The 15,279-nt window shown below is 61.8% G+C and carries 15 protein-coding genes; 9 read left to right on the forward strand and 6 right to left on the reverse strand.

The window, feature by feature from the left end:
• Nucleotides 1–182: 182 nt before the first annotated feature.
• Entirely contained in the window at nt 183–608 is a 426-nt protein-coding gene (locus tag ACIQUH_RS00255) for a DUF5330 domain-containing protein (RefSeq protein ID WP_003522299.1), read from the reverse strand.
• 487 nt (nt 609–1,095) lie between these two features.
• Here ACIQUH_RS00255 and ACIQUH_RS00260 point away from each other — a divergent pair, with 487 nt between their 5' ends.
• The 3 genes from ACIQUH_RS00260 to ACIQUH_RS00270 all read left to right on the forward strand — a co-directional run bounded on the left by ACIQUH_RS00260 (nt 1,096) and on the right by ACIQUH_RS00270 (nt 4,106).
• A complete protein-coding gene (locus ACIQUH_RS00260; RefSeq protein ID WP_400812471.1) occupies nt 1,096–2,628 on the forward strand; it encodes a sensor histidine kinase in 1,533 nt (510 codons plus the stop codon).
• Entirely contained in the window at nt 2,600–3,499 is a 900-nt protein-coding gene (locus tag ACIQUH_RS00265) for a peptidoglycan-binding protein (protein WP_400811636.1), read from the forward strand. Before ACIQUH_RS00260 ends, ACIQUH_RS00265 begins: the two co-directional genes overlap by 29 nt.
• Before the next feature lie 238 nt (nt 3,500–3,737).
• On the forward strand, nt 3,738–4,106 hold the full coding sequence (locus tag ACIQUH_RS00270) for a DUF1491 family protein (protein WP_400811638.1): 369 nt from the start codon (nt 3,738–3,740) through the stop codon (nt 4,104–4,106).
• A gap of 64 nt (nt 4,107–4,170) precedes the next feature.
• On the opposite strand, the gene ACIQUH_RS00275 is transcribed toward ACIQUH_RS00270, so the two are convergent.
• A complete protein-coding gene (locus ACIQUH_RS00275; RefSeq protein ID WP_400812472.1) occupies nt 4,171–5,103 on the reverse strand; it encodes a DUF2336 domain-containing protein in 933 nt (310 codons plus the stop codon).
• Nucleotides 5,104–5,664: 561 nt separating this feature from the next.
• On the opposite strand from ACIQUH_RS00275, the gene ACIQUH_RS00280 reads away from it, so the two are divergent.
• The gene (locus ACIQUH_RS00280; RefSeq protein WP_400811640.1) at nt 5,665–5,853 is read left to right on the forward strand and encodes a hypothetical protein; all 189 of its coding nucleotides are present in this window, start codon (nt 5,665–5,667) and stop codon (nt 5,851–5,853) included.
• A gap of 18 nt (nt 5,854–5,871) precedes the next feature.
• Here ACIQUH_RS00280 and ACIQUH_RS00285 read toward each other — a convergent pair whose 3' ends face one another.
• Together ACIQUH_RS00285 and ACIQUH_RS00290 are read right to left on the reverse strand one after the other, a co-directional pair.
• Nucleotides 5,872–6,420, reverse strand: coding sequence for a DUF1254 domain-containing protein (locus ACIQUH_RS00285; RefSeq protein WP_400811643.1), 549 nt, complete (start codon nt 6,418–6,420; stop codon nt 5,872–5,874).
• A complete protein-coding gene (locus ACIQUH_RS00290) occupies nt 6,413–7,000 on the reverse strand; it encodes a DUF1214 domain-containing protein (RefSeq protein ID WP_400811646.1) in 588 nt (195 codons plus the stop codon). The genes ACIQUH_RS00285 and ACIQUH_RS00290 overlap by 8 nt, the downstream gene beginning before the upstream one ends.
• Before the next feature lie 111 nt (nt 7,001–7,111).
• On the opposite strand from ACIQUH_RS00290, the gene ACIQUH_RS00295 reads away from it, so the two are divergent.
• A complete protein-coding gene (locus ACIQUH_RS00295; RefSeq protein ID WP_400811648.1) occupies nt 7,112–8,500 on the forward strand; it encodes a M20 family metallopeptidase in 1,389 nt (462 codons plus the stop codon).
• Here ACIQUH_RS00295 and ACIQUH_RS00300 read toward each other — a convergent pair.
• Nucleotides 8,497–9,105, reverse strand: coding sequence for a LysE/ArgO family amino acid transporter (locus ACIQUH_RS00300; RefSeq protein WP_220318847.1), 609 nt, complete (start codon nt 9,103–9,105; stop codon nt 8,497–8,499). The two genes, ACIQUH_RS00295 and ACIQUH_RS00300, sit on opposite strands and share 4 nt — an antisense overlap.
• A gap of 376 nt (nt 9,106–9,481) precedes the next feature.
• On the opposite strand from ACIQUH_RS00300, the gene ACIQUH_RS00305 reads away from it, so the two are divergent.
• Entirely contained in the window at nt 9,482–10,381 is a 900-nt protein-coding gene (locus ACIQUH_RS00305; RefSeq protein WP_400811651.1) for a LysR family transcriptional regulator ArgP, read from the forward strand.
• A gap of 238 nt (nt 10,382–10,619) precedes the next feature.
• Here ACIQUH_RS00305 and ACIQUH_RS00310 read toward each other — a convergent pair whose 3' ends face one another.
• Nucleotides 10,620–12,812, reverse strand: a complete 2,193-nt coding sequence (locus ACIQUH_RS00310; protein ID WP_400811654.1) for a transglycosylase domain-containing protein — start codon at nt 12,810–12,812, stop codon at nt 10,620–10,622.
• A gap of 267 nt (nt 12,813–13,079) precedes the next feature.
• On the opposite strand from ACIQUH_RS00310, the gene ACIQUH_RS00315 reads away from it, so the two are divergent.
• The 3 genes from ACIQUH_RS00315 to ACIQUH_RS00325 all read left to right on the forward strand — a co-directional run bounded on the left by ACIQUH_RS00315 (nt 13,080) and on the right by ACIQUH_RS00325 (nt 15,216).
• Nucleotides 13,080–13,571, forward strand: a complete 492-nt coding sequence (locus ACIQUH_RS00315) for a YcgN family cysteine cluster protein (protein WP_400811657.1) — start codon at nt 13,080–13,082, stop codon at nt 13,569–13,571.
• A 170-nt stretch (nt 13,572–13,741) separates the two neighbouring features.
• Nucleotides 13,742–14,566, forward strand: coding sequence for a class D beta-lactamase (gene blaOXA, locus ACIQUH_RS00320; RefSeq protein ID WP_400811659.1), 825 nt, complete (start codon nt 13,742–13,744; stop codon nt 14,564–14,566).
• Between the two features lie 41 nt (nt 14,567–14,607).
• Nucleotides 14,608–15,216: a class I SAM-dependent DNA methyltransferase gene (locus tag ACIQUH_RS00325; RefSeq protein ID WP_400811662.1), complete on the forward strand. Its 609-nt coding sequence runs from the start codon at nt 14,608–14,610 to the stop codon at nt 15,214–15,216.
• The last annotated feature ends 63 nt before the right edge of the window (nt 15,217–15,279 follow it).

Genomic DNA, 15,279 nt, shown 5'->3' on the forward strand with positions numbered 1-15,279 from the left:
TCCGTTATTGCAGGTCTTTGTTAGGATATAGGCGAAGTGCGGGCCGTTTTGAACCATGGGCCACGAAAAAGCCCACGGAAAACGGGTTTCCGTGGGCAAGTCAGGCAGGCAGTCGGCAGCCGGATATCTTCGGCTGCAAAAAAGTCTCGGCGCGGTGGCCGGCAAGATCGGGGGCAGCAGGATCAGGGCGCAGGGCGCTTCTGCGGCAGGGGGATGACGGTGCCGGTCTTCAGCATGTCGGCATCCTTCGGAAATTCGACGCTGACGACCGGGGCTTCGGCCAGTTTTTCGGTCTCGGCAGCGAGTTCGGCGGCGGGGGCGGGCTTGTCACCGGAAGCAAGCTGCTTGTCCAGCAGCTCATAGGCGACCTTCGCGCCTTCCTTGGCCCGTTCGCCGAGCGCATGGAAGGTTTCGGCGCCCTTGACGCAGACGTCGGGCTTTTCGATGCAGATGGCGCTGACATAACGATAGGCTTCGCCGGCGGCCGAAACGGCGCTGGGAATATCGAAGGCCGAAGGTTCCTTGGCCGGATCGTTGCTGCTGCCGAAATAGGACAGCGCCACGAGCACCAGCGAAAACCAGAATGTTCCCTTGATCAGAAACCACATTGTCAGACACCCTGCCAGATGATCTTTGTTTTCTAAAGCCCCGCCCGGTTTCGGGTCATCGGCCTTTGTCCCGTTTTTCGGGCTTGTGAAGAAGCTACACGTGACCGGCGAACAGCCGATTGCAAAAAGCGACGCAATTTAATTCAAATTGTATCTATTCTCCTCGTATCGGGACGCCTGCCGAGAATTCATTCGCATTTTAACAGTCCATGTTAAGCATAATTGCGACAGAGGCCGCGCGTTCCGGGGCAAAGCGACCGCCCGCTTTGCCACAAAGGTTAATACGATGGCAAAAATGAAGCGAAATCCGTCGCTTACCCGTCATTAACCATGATTGGCAAAGCTTCGAATAAATGCCCCGTAATGGGACTGCGGCGCATTTGAGAGGCTTTTGGGGCCATTCTTTTTATCCATTCCTTAAGCCGCCGCCTTCTATTGTCGGAGCCGTTGGAACCGCCTCAGGGATTCGGTGTTGGTATTGCGTAATATGAGAGAAAAAGCGGTCGCATTGGTCGACCATGCCGCGGGCAGATGGCTTGCGCGCATGGAAGAGGACGCCGAAAGGCGTGCCGGAACCGTTGCACGCCTGCGCCGGCTGATCGCCTTCAGCGCCGTCGGCCTTTTTGTTGTACCAGCCCTGTTCAGCCTCGTTTTCAGCCCGGCCATCGCGCTGCCCATCGGGGCTGCGCTGGTTGTGGCGCTGTTCCTGTCCGCCGCCGCGCTGCTGATTGCCTTTTCGCGTCCTGCACGCGGTGCGTCCTCCTTTTCCGCCTCGTCTGGCGATAATGACCTGATCGCCGCTTCGCAGGTGCCGGGGCTCGTGCTCATGATCGGTGAAACCGGCATCGTCGAACATGTCTCCGGTCGCGATCTTACGACCTTCCCGGCCGATCTTCAGGCCAGCAAGGGCCATATCCTCGTTGAATATGTCTATGTCTCCGACCGCCTCGAACTGATGCAGGCTTTCGACCTGCTGCGGCAGGGCGAGGACAGGGCATCGGCCGAGCTTCGTTTTGAAACGGGTGCGAAATCGCGCCAGGCGCAATTCATGCACGCCCGTATCGAAATGACCGCGATCCGCAGCGCCGGCGGCCGTCTGCGCCGCATCGCCGCGCAGCTCTCCGATGTCACCGAGATGGAACGCCTGCGCCGCGATGTCGCCCGCAAGGCGGCAGAGGCGGAATCGGCCAATGATGCCAAGTCGCGTTTTCTTGCCGCCGTCAGCCACGAACTGCGCACGCCGCTCAACGCCGTTCTCGGTTTTTCCGATATTCTCGCCGGTGAATATTTCGGCCGGCTGGAAAACGATCGCCAGCGGGAATATGTCGGCCTTATCCGCCAGTCGGGCGCCCATCTTCTGTCCGTCGTCAACACCATGCTGGACATGAGCAAGCTGGAAGCCGGCCGCTACGAGCTGATGATGGAAAGCTTCCCGATTGCCGAGACGATCTCGTCCTGCGAAGCCATGCTCGGCCTGCAGGCGAAGGAAAAGGGTCTGACCCTGACCAGCCGCATCCAGCGCGGTATCGGCGAAATCTCGGCCGATCAGCGCGCCATCCGGCAGGTTCTCATCAATCTCGCCGGCAATGCCATAAAATTCACCGATGCCGGTGGTGTGGTGTCGATCGACGCCGCGCGCGAGGGTGCAATGCTGAAGCTGACGGTGAGCGATACCGGCATCGGCATCGCGTCCGACAAGATCGAACTCCTGGGCCAGCCTTTCATGCAGGTTCAGAATGAATATACCCGTCGCTATGAGGGCACGGGTCTGGGATTGTCCCTGGTCAAGGGGCTTGTGACATTGCATGGCGGCACGTTCGCCATTGCCAGCGAGCCCGGCGAGGGAACGGTCGTAACGATCACCTTGCCTGCCGACGGTTCCGGCATGGCGGGTGAGGGCCAAAGCGCCGAAGCCGAAAGCACGGTGGAGTTTCCGCCGCGCATCCGGCAGCTCGGCGACATGGCTGCAATGATGAAAAAGGATGGTGACGATGGCCCCGCGAAAGCGAAAATCGCCTAAGAAAACAACGGCCCAGATCGGCGCCGGGCTTGTTTCCTTGGTGGTTTCGGCCATCGGGCGCGAAATCCTGCGCCATCCGAAACTGGTCGGCAGCTGCGGCGCCTTCGCGGTCGTCTTCGGTTTTGTCGCCGCCAATGCGCTCTGGTACCAGCCGGGCGTGCACCCATCGCCGTTCCTGCGCACGCGCGATGCGGAAAACCCGAACGGCATTGCCGGTTATCGCCCGGCCGAGCCGCTCGGCACGCAGGGCAATGTCACCACGTTCCGCATTGAACGACCGGCCGAGACGCAAAACGCGCAGCAGCCTGCGGCCGAAACCCCGGCGCAACCCGTTGCCGAAGCCCAGAAGCCGCAGCAGATCGTTGCCGATATTCAGGCCGAGTTGAAGAAACGCGGGCTTTACGAAGGCGAGGCGGATGGCCGCATGGGGCCGAAGACTGCCGCCGCCATCATGTTCTTCGAAGAAACGCTGGGCATGGAACAGACCGGCGAGCCGACGACCCGCGTGCTGGCGGCGCTCAGGATCGATGGCGCGACGGTTGCGGCGATCCCCCGTGACCGGCCCGCCGATAGCAGCGGCGGCGTCGAGATCGACCCGGTCGCGGCTGCCATCCGCAAGGCGGAAGCACCACGCCCGAAGGCTGAGCCGGCTTCCCTCAACAGTGCCGTCAAACCGGCAAGCCGCGATCTCATCGCCAAGATCCAGCAGGGGCTGATCAATATCGCCTATGCCGACGTGAAGGTGGACGGCGTGGCCGGCCAGCAGACCCGCAACGCCATCCGCGCGTTTGAAAAACACTATCGCCTGCCGGAAACCGGCGAGCCGAGCGAGGCCGTGCTGAAGAAGCTGAAGTCGATCGGGGCGCTTTGAGGTTTGATTGACAGTGGACCGAAGGTGCTTGGGGCTTTACCCCCCTCTGCCCTGCCGGGCATCTCCCCCTCAAGGGGGGAGATCGATATGCGGCGAGGTCGCGCCCATCTCAACGTCAGCGAATGAAGTGGTGGTAGTGCCGCTTGCCGATCTCCCCCCTTGAGGGGGAGATGCCCGGCAGGGCAGAGGGGGGTAAAGCCCCAAGCACCTTCGGCAGCGTAAAATTGAAAGCACACCCATGCGCCTAAAATCCGAAATGTTCGTCTCCGCCCTCATCCGCCGCGTCTTCGCCGCTGGCGGATTTGCCGCTGTCGAAAAGAAGGGTGCGGAGGAGGCCGGGGCGATTTTCATCCGCCAGCGGCTGCGTGATGGCCGCGAAAACCTCTATGGACCCGCGCCGCAAAGTTTCGCCGATGACGAGGAAATCCGCGCCGAGCGCCGTTTCGAAACGCGTCTTGCCGGTGCTGAAGGCGAGGAAAGTACCGCTCTTCTGGAAAGGGAGCGGCGTTTCGACAGCGACCTGTGGGTCGTGGAAATCGAAACCGACGAGATCGGAACATTGCTGACGCTGGTGGATCAGCCCAAAGCCTGGAACCAGGAAAAGTGAACCCTGGTTTTTCGTCCGCGAATGGCCCGTATCGCTGAAGAGGCAAGGCCAGCCGCGCTTACCCTTACGTCCCGGTTCTCTGCGCAGCAGCCGGTGTGCCGTGGCCCGGCCGTTCGCGGCCATGCGTATAGCTGTCGGCCCGTCGCCAGCTTTCCAGCCGCTCTTCGCATTCCACGATGTCGAGACGGTCGAGCAGGGCTTCGGCACGGCTCATGTCGCCTTCGGCGGCGGAAAGATGCGGATAGAAGCATTGCAGTACGAAGGCCGCCTCGGAAAATTCCATGCCAAGGCCCGTCAGCGTTGTCGCAAGCTGCGCGCCTGATATATCGAGCATGATGCGCTCCGACAGCCAGTAGCTCGACGACAGCGAATCCGCCAGCGCCACCGCGAATTGCCGGGCATTGCGCTCGCGGGCGAAACGCACCAGCAGCGCTTCCTGCACGTCGCTCAGGCGGCGAAGGCCGAGAACGTCGCTTTCCGGGCGGTTGAGGTGATGCGCCATCTGCTTGATCCGCTGGCGCATTTCCTCTTCGAGTGCCGAAGCGGCGGCGATGTTGTCCGTCTTTTCTTCGGCTTTCGGCTCTTCGGCGCTGACCGCCACCTCCGGTTCGGCAGCCGCCGTCTCTTCATCCGGCCGTTTCAGATCTTCCGCATGACGCAGCCCGACAAGCGCATCGATGACGGTGGGGGAGAGGTCCTCGCGGCGCACGATGGCGCGGGCATGCGCCGCGCCTTGCGTGCGGGCAATGGTGATCAGCGTGTCGTCATCGAGGCATTTCGACGAAATGAGAAAGGGCGCCGCAAGCGAAATCGGCTGGCAGGCGATGAAGAAGGCGACGGCCGAAGGCACGCTCGGATGCTGGGAGAGAGCGGCGATCGCCTCCCGCTTGGCTTCGTCGGTGGAGGCGTTGAAAAGCGGCATGAAAAGTTCGGCGAACTGCCGAAGGTCCGTTTTTGACGGATGGGAGACATTCTCGAAATTCGTCACCGTGGCCATCAGCACCACATCTTTCTTCCTAATGGCTCTTGGCCTCTCAAGTTCTCGAAACCGGTCGGTCAACGCACTACCCAACAAACGCAAACACAATATCGGCTCAAATTAGAGCAAATGCGTTGACGTCCTGTTAACTATGGGGGGTGGCAAGAGGGAAACTGCGTCTATCAACAAGGAAATTTTAAAACCTTGATGACGGACGAAATGCCGTGGAACTTTACCGCAGGGCCTTGGTTTTCAAGGGGTGCGGCTCCGGCAGGAATAAGTTGAGCCCCGGCAATTAAGGTTAACGGATCATTAACCTCTGTCTGTTTGTAATTTCATGGGCAGTATTAGGATTCCATGTTATTCTTATCGACGGAATAAATGCAAAAATGGCATGCGAAGCCTGAATCTGCGCACGATCGCCTTATAAGAATCGCTTTGGATTTTTGGATCGTGCGAAAACCAGTCTGTGGACTGGCCTATGCGCAATGTGATGGTGATGACATTCCCGACGCAAGACGAGGCTTGCGCGGTTCCCATGGGCAACATTGACAATCATGTCCCGAAGAGGAGATGAGCATGGCAGAGATTATTCCAATCGGCGACGCCCGACGAAGCCTGCGCCCGGCTGGCGCGGTCGGACATGTTATCGGCCCGGCGAAAGTCGTGCTGTTTACCGGCGTGCGCTATGAAAAACGCGATACCGAGCCTTCAGGCAAAGTCGCGCGCAAGGGCAAATCCGCAGCGGAAACCGCCCTCAAATCCTGATTGCAGAGAATACCGACGTTATTTCCATGGCGTCGGCTGGCATTTCGCCTCGTTCAGGAACCGTTCCGCCTCTTCGCCGAAACTCGGCTGCGGCACCATGGTTCGCAACACCACATATCCTTCCGTCTGATCCGATTCCGCCAGAATGGCCTGTGAAAGCGCGGGCGGCTGCGCCTTGCGGATGGCGGCGATCTGCACCGCATCCGCCACCAGAATATCCATCACCCCGCCGGCGGATGTGCGGTCATTCATGCTGAACACCTCATTCGAGGCCTTGTCGTAAACCGCGACCGACCAGAAGGGCACGGCCCCGATGGCGGTCAGCCTCACCGGCTTGTCCTCGATATCGAAGGTGCAGACCGCGACCCGCATGAAGGGATCGCCGCTGCCAAGCGTCTTTTTCTCCGTGGTCTCTTCGAGCAGATGAAACAGATGCGGCTTTCCTTCCGCAACCGCGCGCGTATAGGCGTCGCGATTGCTGAAATGCGGTATCGCCAGAAGAATGATGACGTGAAGCACGGCTGCGCCGACGAGACCGGTGAGGATGGCGAGCAGGACCCTAAGCATTGCCACACCCCAGCTTGCGGATTTGCGGCATGGAGATATCGATCAGGCCGGAACTGCCGGCAACCGGCGTGTCGAGCAGGGTCATGACCAGCTTGAAGGTCTGGCCCTGCGGCACTGACAGCCAGTTATAGGTCTGGGCGTCCGCGGCGATGGTGATGTCGATGCCGCCATCGGCGCTGCGCAGAAGCGTGCGGGAATTCAGCGCGAAGGGCCGCCCGGCATCTTCGGCCAGCACATTGCCCTGCTGATCGGCGGTGTAGATCGTCCAGAAACGGGCGGGCGGCACGGCGCCCGCCAGCCGGTATCGGCACTCGCCGCTCAGGCGCTGGCCGTCGCTGTCGACGGAGGCGGTAAAAGCCAGCCCCTCGGCGGTTCCGTAAAGCAACTTGCCGGCGTCGGCGCGGTGCGATTTGGCGTAAGGATCGGCCTCGATCGTCTGCGCTTCGGGAAACGCATCCCAGGAGCCGATGCGGATCGATCCAAAGCCGGATGTCGCCTCAAGGGCTGCCAGCGTCGCGGCAATACCGCCGCCAAAGGCGATCAGAAGGGCGATGCCGACAAGGAATGGAACTCGGAACACGCTGTTTTCCCGTTTATGAACAGGTCGAGGACTATCACTGATTCCCTGTTTCGAAAATGGCGTGGCTTGTTTAGTCTTGGTGAAAATGATCACAACCGGGGATATTCCATCATGTCGCGACAATCCGCAATCGACCGTGCCGCCGCCTGTTTCGACGATGGCAGCTTCGAGCGGGATCTATCGCGCCGCGTTTTACGGCGGACCGAAAGCCAGAATGAGGAGCAGGGCGCGGAACTGACGCTTTATCTGGAACAGGAAATGGTGCCCGCTTTCGCCGCCATGGGGTTTTCCTGCACCATCCTGCGTGACCCGACGGCGGATTTGCCGTTTCTGCTCGCCGAGCGTTTCGAAGGCGACACGCTGCCGACCGTGCTGGGTTATGGCCACGGCGATGTGGTGCGCGGTCAGGACGAGGGCTGGGCCGAGGGTCTTTCGCCGTTTGTGATGTCCGAGCGCAATGGCAGGTGGTATGGGCGCGGCACCGCCGACAATAAGGGCCAGCATTCGGTCAATATGGCGGCGCTGAAAGCCGTGCTCGAGACACGCGGCAGGCTCGGTTTCAACGCCAAATATCTGATCGAGATGGGCGAGGAGAGGGGCTCCCCCGGCCTGAGGGAGATTTGCCGGAACCATGGCGAGCGGCTGAAAGCCGATCTTCTGATCGCCTCCGATGGCCCGCGGCTGAATGCGGCGCGGCCGACGGTCTTTCTCGGCGCACGCGGCGGCATCACCTTCGATCTGGTGATCGAGGCGCGTGCGGGCGGCCATCATTCCGGCAATTGGGGCGGGGCGCTCTCCAATCCCGGCGTGCAACTGGCCCATGCCGTTGCAAGCCTCGTCGGCCCGACCGGCCAGATCCGCGTGCCGGAACTGGTGCCAGATGAATTGCCGCAGGCGGTGCGCGAGGCCCTGGCCGATTGCGAGATCGATGGCGGGCCGGACGGCCCGACGATCGACCCCGGCTGGGGTGAACCCGGCCTTTCCACCGCCGAGCGGGTTTTCGGCTGGTGTGCGCTGGAAGTGCTGGCTTTCGAGACCGGCAATCCGCGCGCGCCGGTCAACGCCATTCCGCCACGGGCATGGGCGCGGCTGCAATTGCGTTTCGTCGTCGGCATCGATCCGGACGCGGTTCTGCCCGCCGTGCGGCGTCACCTCGACCGGCAGGGTTTCGGCATGGTGGAGATTGCGCCTGCCGGCGACGAGATTTTCCGCGCCACCCGGCTCGATCCGCAGGATCCGTGGGTGGATTTCACGCTGCGCTCCATTGCCCGCACGACGGGCAGGAAACCGGCGCTTCTGCCCAATCTCGGTGGTTCGCTGCCCAACGATATCTTTGCCGATATCCTCAAACTGCGCACCATCTGGGTGCCGCATTCCTATCCCGGCTGCTCGCAGCATGCGCCGAACGAACATCTGCCGAAGGAGATCGCCCGCGAGGCGCTTGCCCTTATGGCCGGACTTTATTGGGATATCGGAGAGGGGGATAGGCCGCCGCTTTAGGCACCCATGACGAGCTTGAGGGCGATGGCCCACATGGTGACGGCGATGACGCCTTCAAGAATGCGCCAGGCGGAGGGTTTCTCGAAGATCGGCCGCAGCCAGCGCGCGCCGTAACCCAGCGAAAAGAAGAATACCAGCGAGCCGGTGGCCGCCCCCGCCGCGAAAGTCTTTTCGAAGCCGGGAAACTGCGTGGAAATGGTGCCGAGCAGCACGACGGTATCGAGATAGACGTGCGGATTGAGGAAGGTCAGTGCGAGACAGATGGCGAGCGTCTGCCACAGGCTAGCCTCCTGCCGCTCGGCGACCGAAAGCGCCTCCGATGAACGCAATGCTGAATGCAGGCTTTTTGCCCCATACCAGATCAGGAAGGCGGCACCCGCATAACGCATGATGGGATCGAGCGCCGGCATGATGGCGCTGATCCGTTGAAAACCGAAAACGCCGACGGTGATCAGCAGCGCATCGGCAATGGCGCAGGTGGCGCAGACGGCAAACACATGCGAGCGCGCCAGACCCTGCTTCAGAACGAATGCATTCTGCGCGCCGATGGCGACGATGAGGCTGAGGCCCATCGTCAGGCCGGTGAAGAATATCTGGATGTCCATGCGCGTCGCGGCCTCTGCCTCTGTCCATGTGGAGTGGCCGAAGGCGTTGCTTTCGGACCGAGTGCTTGGATATTTGGGCGGAATGGTTTAATCCAGTTAAATAAACTCAATCCAGATAAGTATTGCTAATGTCCTGTCATGTCATTTCGCAGACTGCTTTTCTGAGGCGCTGCCTCCCCTCAACCCTCATTCCTGTGCTTGTCACAGGAATCCAGCCAGCCCAAGTCCTTGGGCTGAAAAGACTCTTCCGCCGCGCAGACGCGCGTCGACTGGATTCCCGTGACAAGCACAGGAATGAGGGCAGAGAGGGCCGCCGCCAATGGTCCGGGTCCTTGCATGTGCTGTGTCAAAACCAGCCTTCAGAGCGGGTATCATAATGCTCGACTACCCCTCCATGCGGGCCGTGGCGCTCGTTGCCCAGACCGGCAGCTTCGAAAAGGCGGCGCAGGTGCTGTGCGTCACGCCTTCGGCCGTCTCCCAGCGCATCAAGCAACTGGAGGAGCGGCTGGGCGTGGTGCTGATCGTGCGCGGCACCCCCTGCGTGGCGACGGAAAAGGGCGAATGGCTCTGCCGGCATATGGACCATGTCGGCATGCTGGAAAGCGAATTGTTCCGCCAGCTTCCGGCATTGGCGCAAGCGGGATCGGCGCAGGAGCGTGTGACGCTCAACATCGCCACCAATGCCGACAGCCTCGGCACCTGGTTTCTGGATGCGGTGTCGAAATTCACCGGCGGCAGCGATTATCTCGTCAATATCGCTGTCGACGATCAGGATCACACCGTGGAATGGCTGCGCGGCGGCAGGGTGCTTGCCGCCGTCACCGCCCATGCCAAGCCCGTGCAGGGTTGCCGGGTCACAGCGCTCGGTGTGCTGCGTTATCACGCCACCGCCAGCCCGGATTTCATGGCCCGCCATTTCGCCGGCGGTGTGACACCCGCCGCCCTTGCCCGCGCGCCGGGGCTCACCTTCAACCAGAAGGACAGGCTGCAGGCGAACTGGATCAGGCAGGCGCTGGGCGAGGAGGTCTCCTATCCCACCCACTGGCTGCCTTCGACGGACGGCTTTGTGAAGGCGAGCCTTTCCGGCATGGGCTGGGGGCTCAATCCGGTGCAGCTTGTGGGGGAACATTTGAGGGAAGGGCGGCTGGTGGAGGTCGTTCCCGGCACGCCGCTCGATATTCCGCTTTACTGGCAGGTGAACCGGCTTGCGGCGGAGCGGCTTGGCGGGCTTACGGCGGATGTGGTGGCGACGGCGAGGGCGGTGTTGTTGCGCTAGGTTGTGGTTTGGAGAAGCGGTGGCGATGGAGTGCGGGGCTTTACCCCCCTCTGCCCTGCCGGGCATCTCCCCCTCAAGGGGGGAGATCAGCAGGAGGCCCTACCGCCACTTCATTCTCTGACCCTGAGATGGGCGAAACTTCGCCGCAGATCGATCTCCCCCCTTGAGGGGGAGATGCCAGGCAGGGCAGAGGGGGGTGAGCCCCGAACTCCGAAAGCACCCTCTACACGCCCCAACCTCACCGCCGCGCCGCATCCTCCGCGCCTTCCCGCAACGATGCATCCGCCACCTTCTGCGTCGTCACGCTAAGCGCCGAAGCATCCTTCATCTTCCTGGCGATGGAGCGGATCACACGCGTGGCTTCCGCCGAGAGCGAGCGCGGACGGGTGAGCGCCGGCATGGCGGGTGCGTTGGCGGAGGCTGCCGCCACTTGCGCCGAGGGCTGCGGGCGCGCGCCCGTCGGCAGCGGGTTCTGGATGCCGGGAATGGGGCGCAGCTCCATGCCCTGATGGGCATAATCCATCAGCCGCTTGAAGGCCATGGCCGGAAGCGCGCCGCCGGTCATGTTGTTCATCGGCGTGAAATCGTCGTTCCCGAACCAGACGGCCGTGGTGTAGTTGCCGGTGAAACCCACATACCAGGCATCGCGATAGGCCTGCGAGGTGCCGGTCTTGCCGCCGGAAACGATGCCGTTTTCCAGCGCGCCGCGCCGGGCCGTGCCCATGACCGGGATGGTCACCAGCATCTGGTTCATCTTCGAATTGGCGTCTTCGGAAAGCACCCGTTTGGCGGGCGGCTCGTTGTGGCTGAAATCGTAGAGAACATTGCCCTCGTAATCCAGCACCTGCTCAATGCCGTGGCGGCGCGACTGCATGCCGTCGGCCGGGAAAACGGCATAGGCGGTCGCCTGATCGAGAACCGTCACTTCTGATGTGCCGAGCGGAATGGTCTTGTCGCTGCGCAGCGGCGTGGCGACACCCATGGCCTTGGCGGTATCGACGATGACCTGCGTGCCGAGCACGTCCTTGGCGAGCCGGACCGGCACAGTGTTGTAGGACTTGGCGAGCGCCATCTGCAGGGTCACCTTGCCGGCATAGGAGCGGCCGTAATTCTGCGGCGACCAGCCGCGCCAGGTCACCGGCGCATCTGATATCAGCGTCTCCGGCTTCATGCCCTTTTCCATGGCGGCCGAGTAGGTGTAAACCTTGAAGGAGGAGCCCGGCTGGCGCAGCGCCGCCGTGGCGCGGTTGAACTGGCTTTCGCCATAATCGCGCCCGCCGACCATGGCGCGCACGCCGCCGCCATTCTCGATCATCACCATCGCGCCCTGCTTGACGCGGTAACCTTCGCCGAATTCGCGCAGGCCCATTTCCATCGCCTGTTCGGCCGCCTGCTGCAGGCCGGTATCGATGGTGGTGCGCACGACGACGGTGTGATCCCTAAACTTGCCTTGCGCCGCCAGCCGCTGCACTTCGTCGAAAGCCCAGTCGAGGAAATAATCCGGCGCCTTCACATCGGCGCGGTCGATGACGGTGGCCGGGTTGCGCCTCGCGCCGATCACCTGCCCCTCGGTCATCAACCCGCTCTGCACCAGGTTGGAAAGCACGGTGTTGGCGCGCGCACGCGCGGCGGGCAGGTTGACATGCGGCGCATATTTGGCCGGCGCCTTGAACAGGCCAGCCAGAATGGCGGATTCGGAGAGCGTCACGTCGGTCAGGTTCTTGCCGAAATAAAATTGCGCCGCCGCAGCAGCACCAAAGGTGCCGCCGCCCATATAGGCGCGGTCGAGATAAAGGCTGAGAATTTCCTTCTTCGACATGTTGGTCTCGAGCCACAGCGCGAGGAAAGCTTCCTTGATCTTGCGCTCCAGCGAGCGCTCATTGGTCAGGAACAGGTTCTTGGCGAGCTGCTGCGTCAGCGTCGAGCCGCCCTGCACCACGCCGCCGGCACGGGCGTTTTCACTCATGGCGCGGGCAAGGCCAATGAAATCGATGCCGAAATGGTCGAAGAAACGCCGGTCCTCGGTCGCCAGAACCGCCTTGATGAAATGGTCAGGCATCTGGTCGATCGGCACGCTGTCCTCATGGATGATGCCGCGATGACCGATGGTATTGCCGTAGCGGTCGAGGAAGGTGACGGCGAAATCGCCGCGATAACGCCAGTCCTTCTTGGTTTCCTCGAAGGCGGGCATGGCGAGCGCGAGAAGCACGACGGACCCCGCCGTTCCGAAGGTCAGCGCGTCGCAGGTGAGGTTGACGAGAAGCTTCTTCCAGCCGCGCACATGCAGCTTGCGGGAGGCGATGGTGACGTCTTCCCAGAAATCCACCAGCCGCGCCGCAGCCGTCCACAGGCCGGAGTCGATGAAGCTATCGATCCGGAGCAGGATATGCCGTTTCTTGCGGCCTTTTTTATCGTCTTTTTCTTCCTGCACCTGGCGATGTTTTCCTGTTCAACGCAACGCGGCCATCGATGTGTCTGCCCGATATTCTGTACTTCAACCTATTCCCGACGCAAAACCATGGCATGTCTGTGTCGGAATTGCTTGACGTGGTGGCTTCTTACGGGCCAATGACCCTCTGCCGCCCGCCAATCTCCATAAAATATCGTACAAACCAGCCCTTGGCGATACGATATAAAGGATTAGGGACCGGTTAAACACTCCCGTCCAAGAGATCAAAATGAAACGGAAATGTTAACGATGAATGACGCGCCGTTCTGGAAAACCAAATCACTCACGGAGATGACCGGCGAGGAATGGGAAAGCCTGTGCGACGGCTGCGGCCTCTGTTGTCTGAACAAGCTGGAGGACTGGGACACCGGCGAAGTGGTGTTCACCTCGGTCCGCTGCGTGCTGCTCGACGGCGAGAGCTGTCGATGCTCCGACTACGAAAACCGCCGCGCCACCGTGCCGGACTGTATCCAGCTCGACCTGAAGAAGGTGCATGAGATCGGCTGGCTGCCGCCCACCTGCGCCTATGCGCTGGTGCGCGACGGCAAGGATCTCTACTGGTGGCATTATCTCGTCTCCGGCGATACCGAGACGGTGCATCAGGCCGGCATTTCCGCACGCGGCCGCACCGTCAGCGAGGTCGATGTGGATGTTGACGACTTCGAGGATTATGTGGTCGACTGGCCGCTCACGGTGGGTGAGACGGTCGGCGCGAGGGCGGGCGAAAAGGAACGGACTTGATGGAGAGAGTCAATTTTCGGTTTGGTCCTATTCCTGCCCCATCGTTCCCTTAAGGCAGTGTCGCCCGAAAGCGTGTCACGGTTTCGGGGTACGACTTGTCTGAAATCAAAGACAGCTTCCGGCCATTCCGGCAAATGATCCGCAAAAGCGGACGAGGGACATCAAAACGCATGCGCTACCGGCTGCCCGCCATCGTTCTTTCATGCCTTGCCCTTCCGGGGCTCCTGCCGTTTTCCGCTGATGCCCAGCAACAGCCCCAGGCCTTTGAATGCACGCTGGTCACGTCCATCGAGACCGGCGCCATCATCAACCAGCAGGGCGCCTGCGACCAGCGCGTGGCGCCGGCCTCCACCTTCAAGGTGCCGCTGGCGCTGATCGGCTACGACGCCGGCATTCTTCAGGATGAAAAGACGCCCGCCTGGGACTGGAAACCCGGCACCGAGGCGCGCGCTTCCGACCGCAAGACGGTCGATCCGACGATCTGGGAGCAGGATTCGGTGCTGTGGTATTCGCGCGAAATCACCCGCCGCCTCGGCCCGGAAAAATTCGCCGCCTATGTGAAGCGCCTCGGTTACGGCAATGCCGATGTTTCCGGTGAGCCGGGCAAGAATAACGGGCTCACCCATTCCTGGCTCGGATCGTCGCTGACGGTCTCGCCGGTGGAACAGGTGGGCTTTCTCCGCCGCCTTCTGGCCGGCAATCTGCCGGTCTCGCGCGATGCGCAGGCCAAGACCAGGGCAATCGTGCCGGTCTTCGATGCGCCGGAAAGCTGGGCCGTGCACGGCAAGACCGGCACCGGCTACATGCGTGACGAAAAGGGCAATCCCGACCGCAACCGCCCCTTCGGCTGGTTCGTCGGCTGGGCGGAGCGTGAAGGCCAGCACATCGTCTTTGCGAGACTGCGCGTTTCCGACAAACCATCCAACGAGCCGCTCGGCCCCGCCGTGCGCGATGCCTTCCTGCGCGATATTCCCCGGCTGGCCGTGCACCGGTAGTTGCGCAGCCGGTATGACCTTTGCCCGAAAAGGAAAAGCATATGCCGGATGCCTCTCGTGACGTCATCACGATCTACAATGAACACGGGGCCGATTTCGACAGGCAGCGTGGCCGCTCCCTTGCCGAAAAACCCTGGCTCGACAGGTTCATCTCGCTCTTGCCGAAGGGTGCGTCCATTCTCGATATTGGCTGCGGTTCCGGTGAGCCGATCGCCGGCTACTTCATCGCCAGCGGTTATGACGTCACGGGCATCGATGCGTCCCTGCCGCTGGTCGAGCTTTGCCGGAGGAGATTTCCCGGAAACCTCTGGGCGGTTGCGGATATGCGAAAGCTGGCGCTCGGCCGCCGCTTCGACGGGTTGATCGCGTGGCACAGTTTTTTCCATCTGACGGTGGACGATCAGCGCCGCATGTTCGGCATTTTCCACCAGCATGCCAATGACGGCGCGGCGTTGATGTTCACGGCCGGACCGGATCACGGGGAAGCGATCGGCACCTTTCAGGGTAGGCCGCTTTATCATGCGAGCCTCGCACGCGATGAATATGAAAGCCTGCTCGCCGCGCATGGTTTCCGGCTTCTCGATCATGCCGTCAACGATCCCGAATGCGGCGGCGCCACGGTTTATCTGGCGAGACGCGTCGCCCTCTGAACGCGCTTGGGAGGCCTCACCCGGTAGCGGGTCAACGGGCCGCATGATCGCTGCGAACGCGAT

This window comes from Agrobacterium sp. NPDC090283 (assembly GCF_044769685.1).
In the GTDB taxonomy this organism is placed as follows: domain Bacteria; phylum Pseudomonadota; class Alphaproteobacteria; order Rhizobiales; family Rhizobiaceae; genus Agrobacterium.

Bases quoted from the DNA above. Each gene is read 5' to 3' on its own strand.
- ACIQUH_RS00295 (WP_400811648.1), top strand. From the start codon at position 7,112: ATGTCGCGACAATCCGCAATCGACCGTGCCGCCGCCTGTTTCGACGAT.
- ACIQUH_RS00260 (WP_400812471.1), top strand. From the start codon at position 1,096: ATGAGAGAAAAAGCGGTCGCATTGGTCGACCATGCCGCGGGCAGATGG.
- ACIQUH_RS00270 (WP_400811638.1), top strand. From the start codon at position 3,738: ATGCGCCTAAAATCCGAAATGTTCGTCTCCGCCCTCATCCGCCGCGTC.
- ACIQUH_RS00275 (WP_400812472.1), bottom strand. From the start codon at position 5,103: ATGGCCACGGTGACGAATTTCGAGAATGTCTCCCATCCGTCAAAAACG.
- ACIQUH_RS00300 (WP_220318847.1), bottom strand. From the start codon at position 9,105: ATGGACATCCAGATATTCTTCACCGGCCTGACGATGGGCCTCAGCCTC.
- ACIQUH_RS00280 (WP_400811640.1), top strand. From the start codon at position 5,665: ATGGCAGAGATTATTCCAATCGGCGACGCCCGACGAAGCCTGCGCCCG.
- ACIQUH_RS00315 (WP_400811657.1), top strand. From the start codon at position 13,080: ATGAATGACGCGCCGTTCTGGAAAACCAAATCACTCACGGAGATGACC.
- ACIQUH_RS00265 (WP_400811636.1), top strand. From the start codon at position 2,600: ATGGCCCCGCGAAAGCGAAAATCGCCTAAGAAAACAACGGCCCAGATC.
- blaOXA (WP_400811659.1), top strand. From the start codon at position 13,742: ATGCGCTACCGGCTGCCCGCCATCGTTCTTTCATGCCTTGCCCTTCCG.
- ACIQUH_RS00255 (WP_003522299.1), bottom strand. From the start codon at position 608: ATGTGGTTTCTGATCAAGGGAACATTCTGGTTTTCGCTGGTGCTCGTG.
- ACIQUH_RS00305 (WP_400811651.1), top strand. From the start codon at position 9,482: ATGCTCGACTACCCCTCCATGCGGGCCGTGGCGCTCGTTGCCCAGACC.
- ACIQUH_RS00325 (WP_400811662.1), top strand. From the start codon at position 14,608: ATGCCGGATGCCTCTCGTGACGTCATCACGATCTACAATGAACACGGG.
- ACIQUH_RS00285 (WP_400811643.1), bottom strand. From the start codon at position 6,420: ATGCTTAGGGTCCTGCTCGCCATCCTCACCGGTCTCGTCGGCGCAGCC.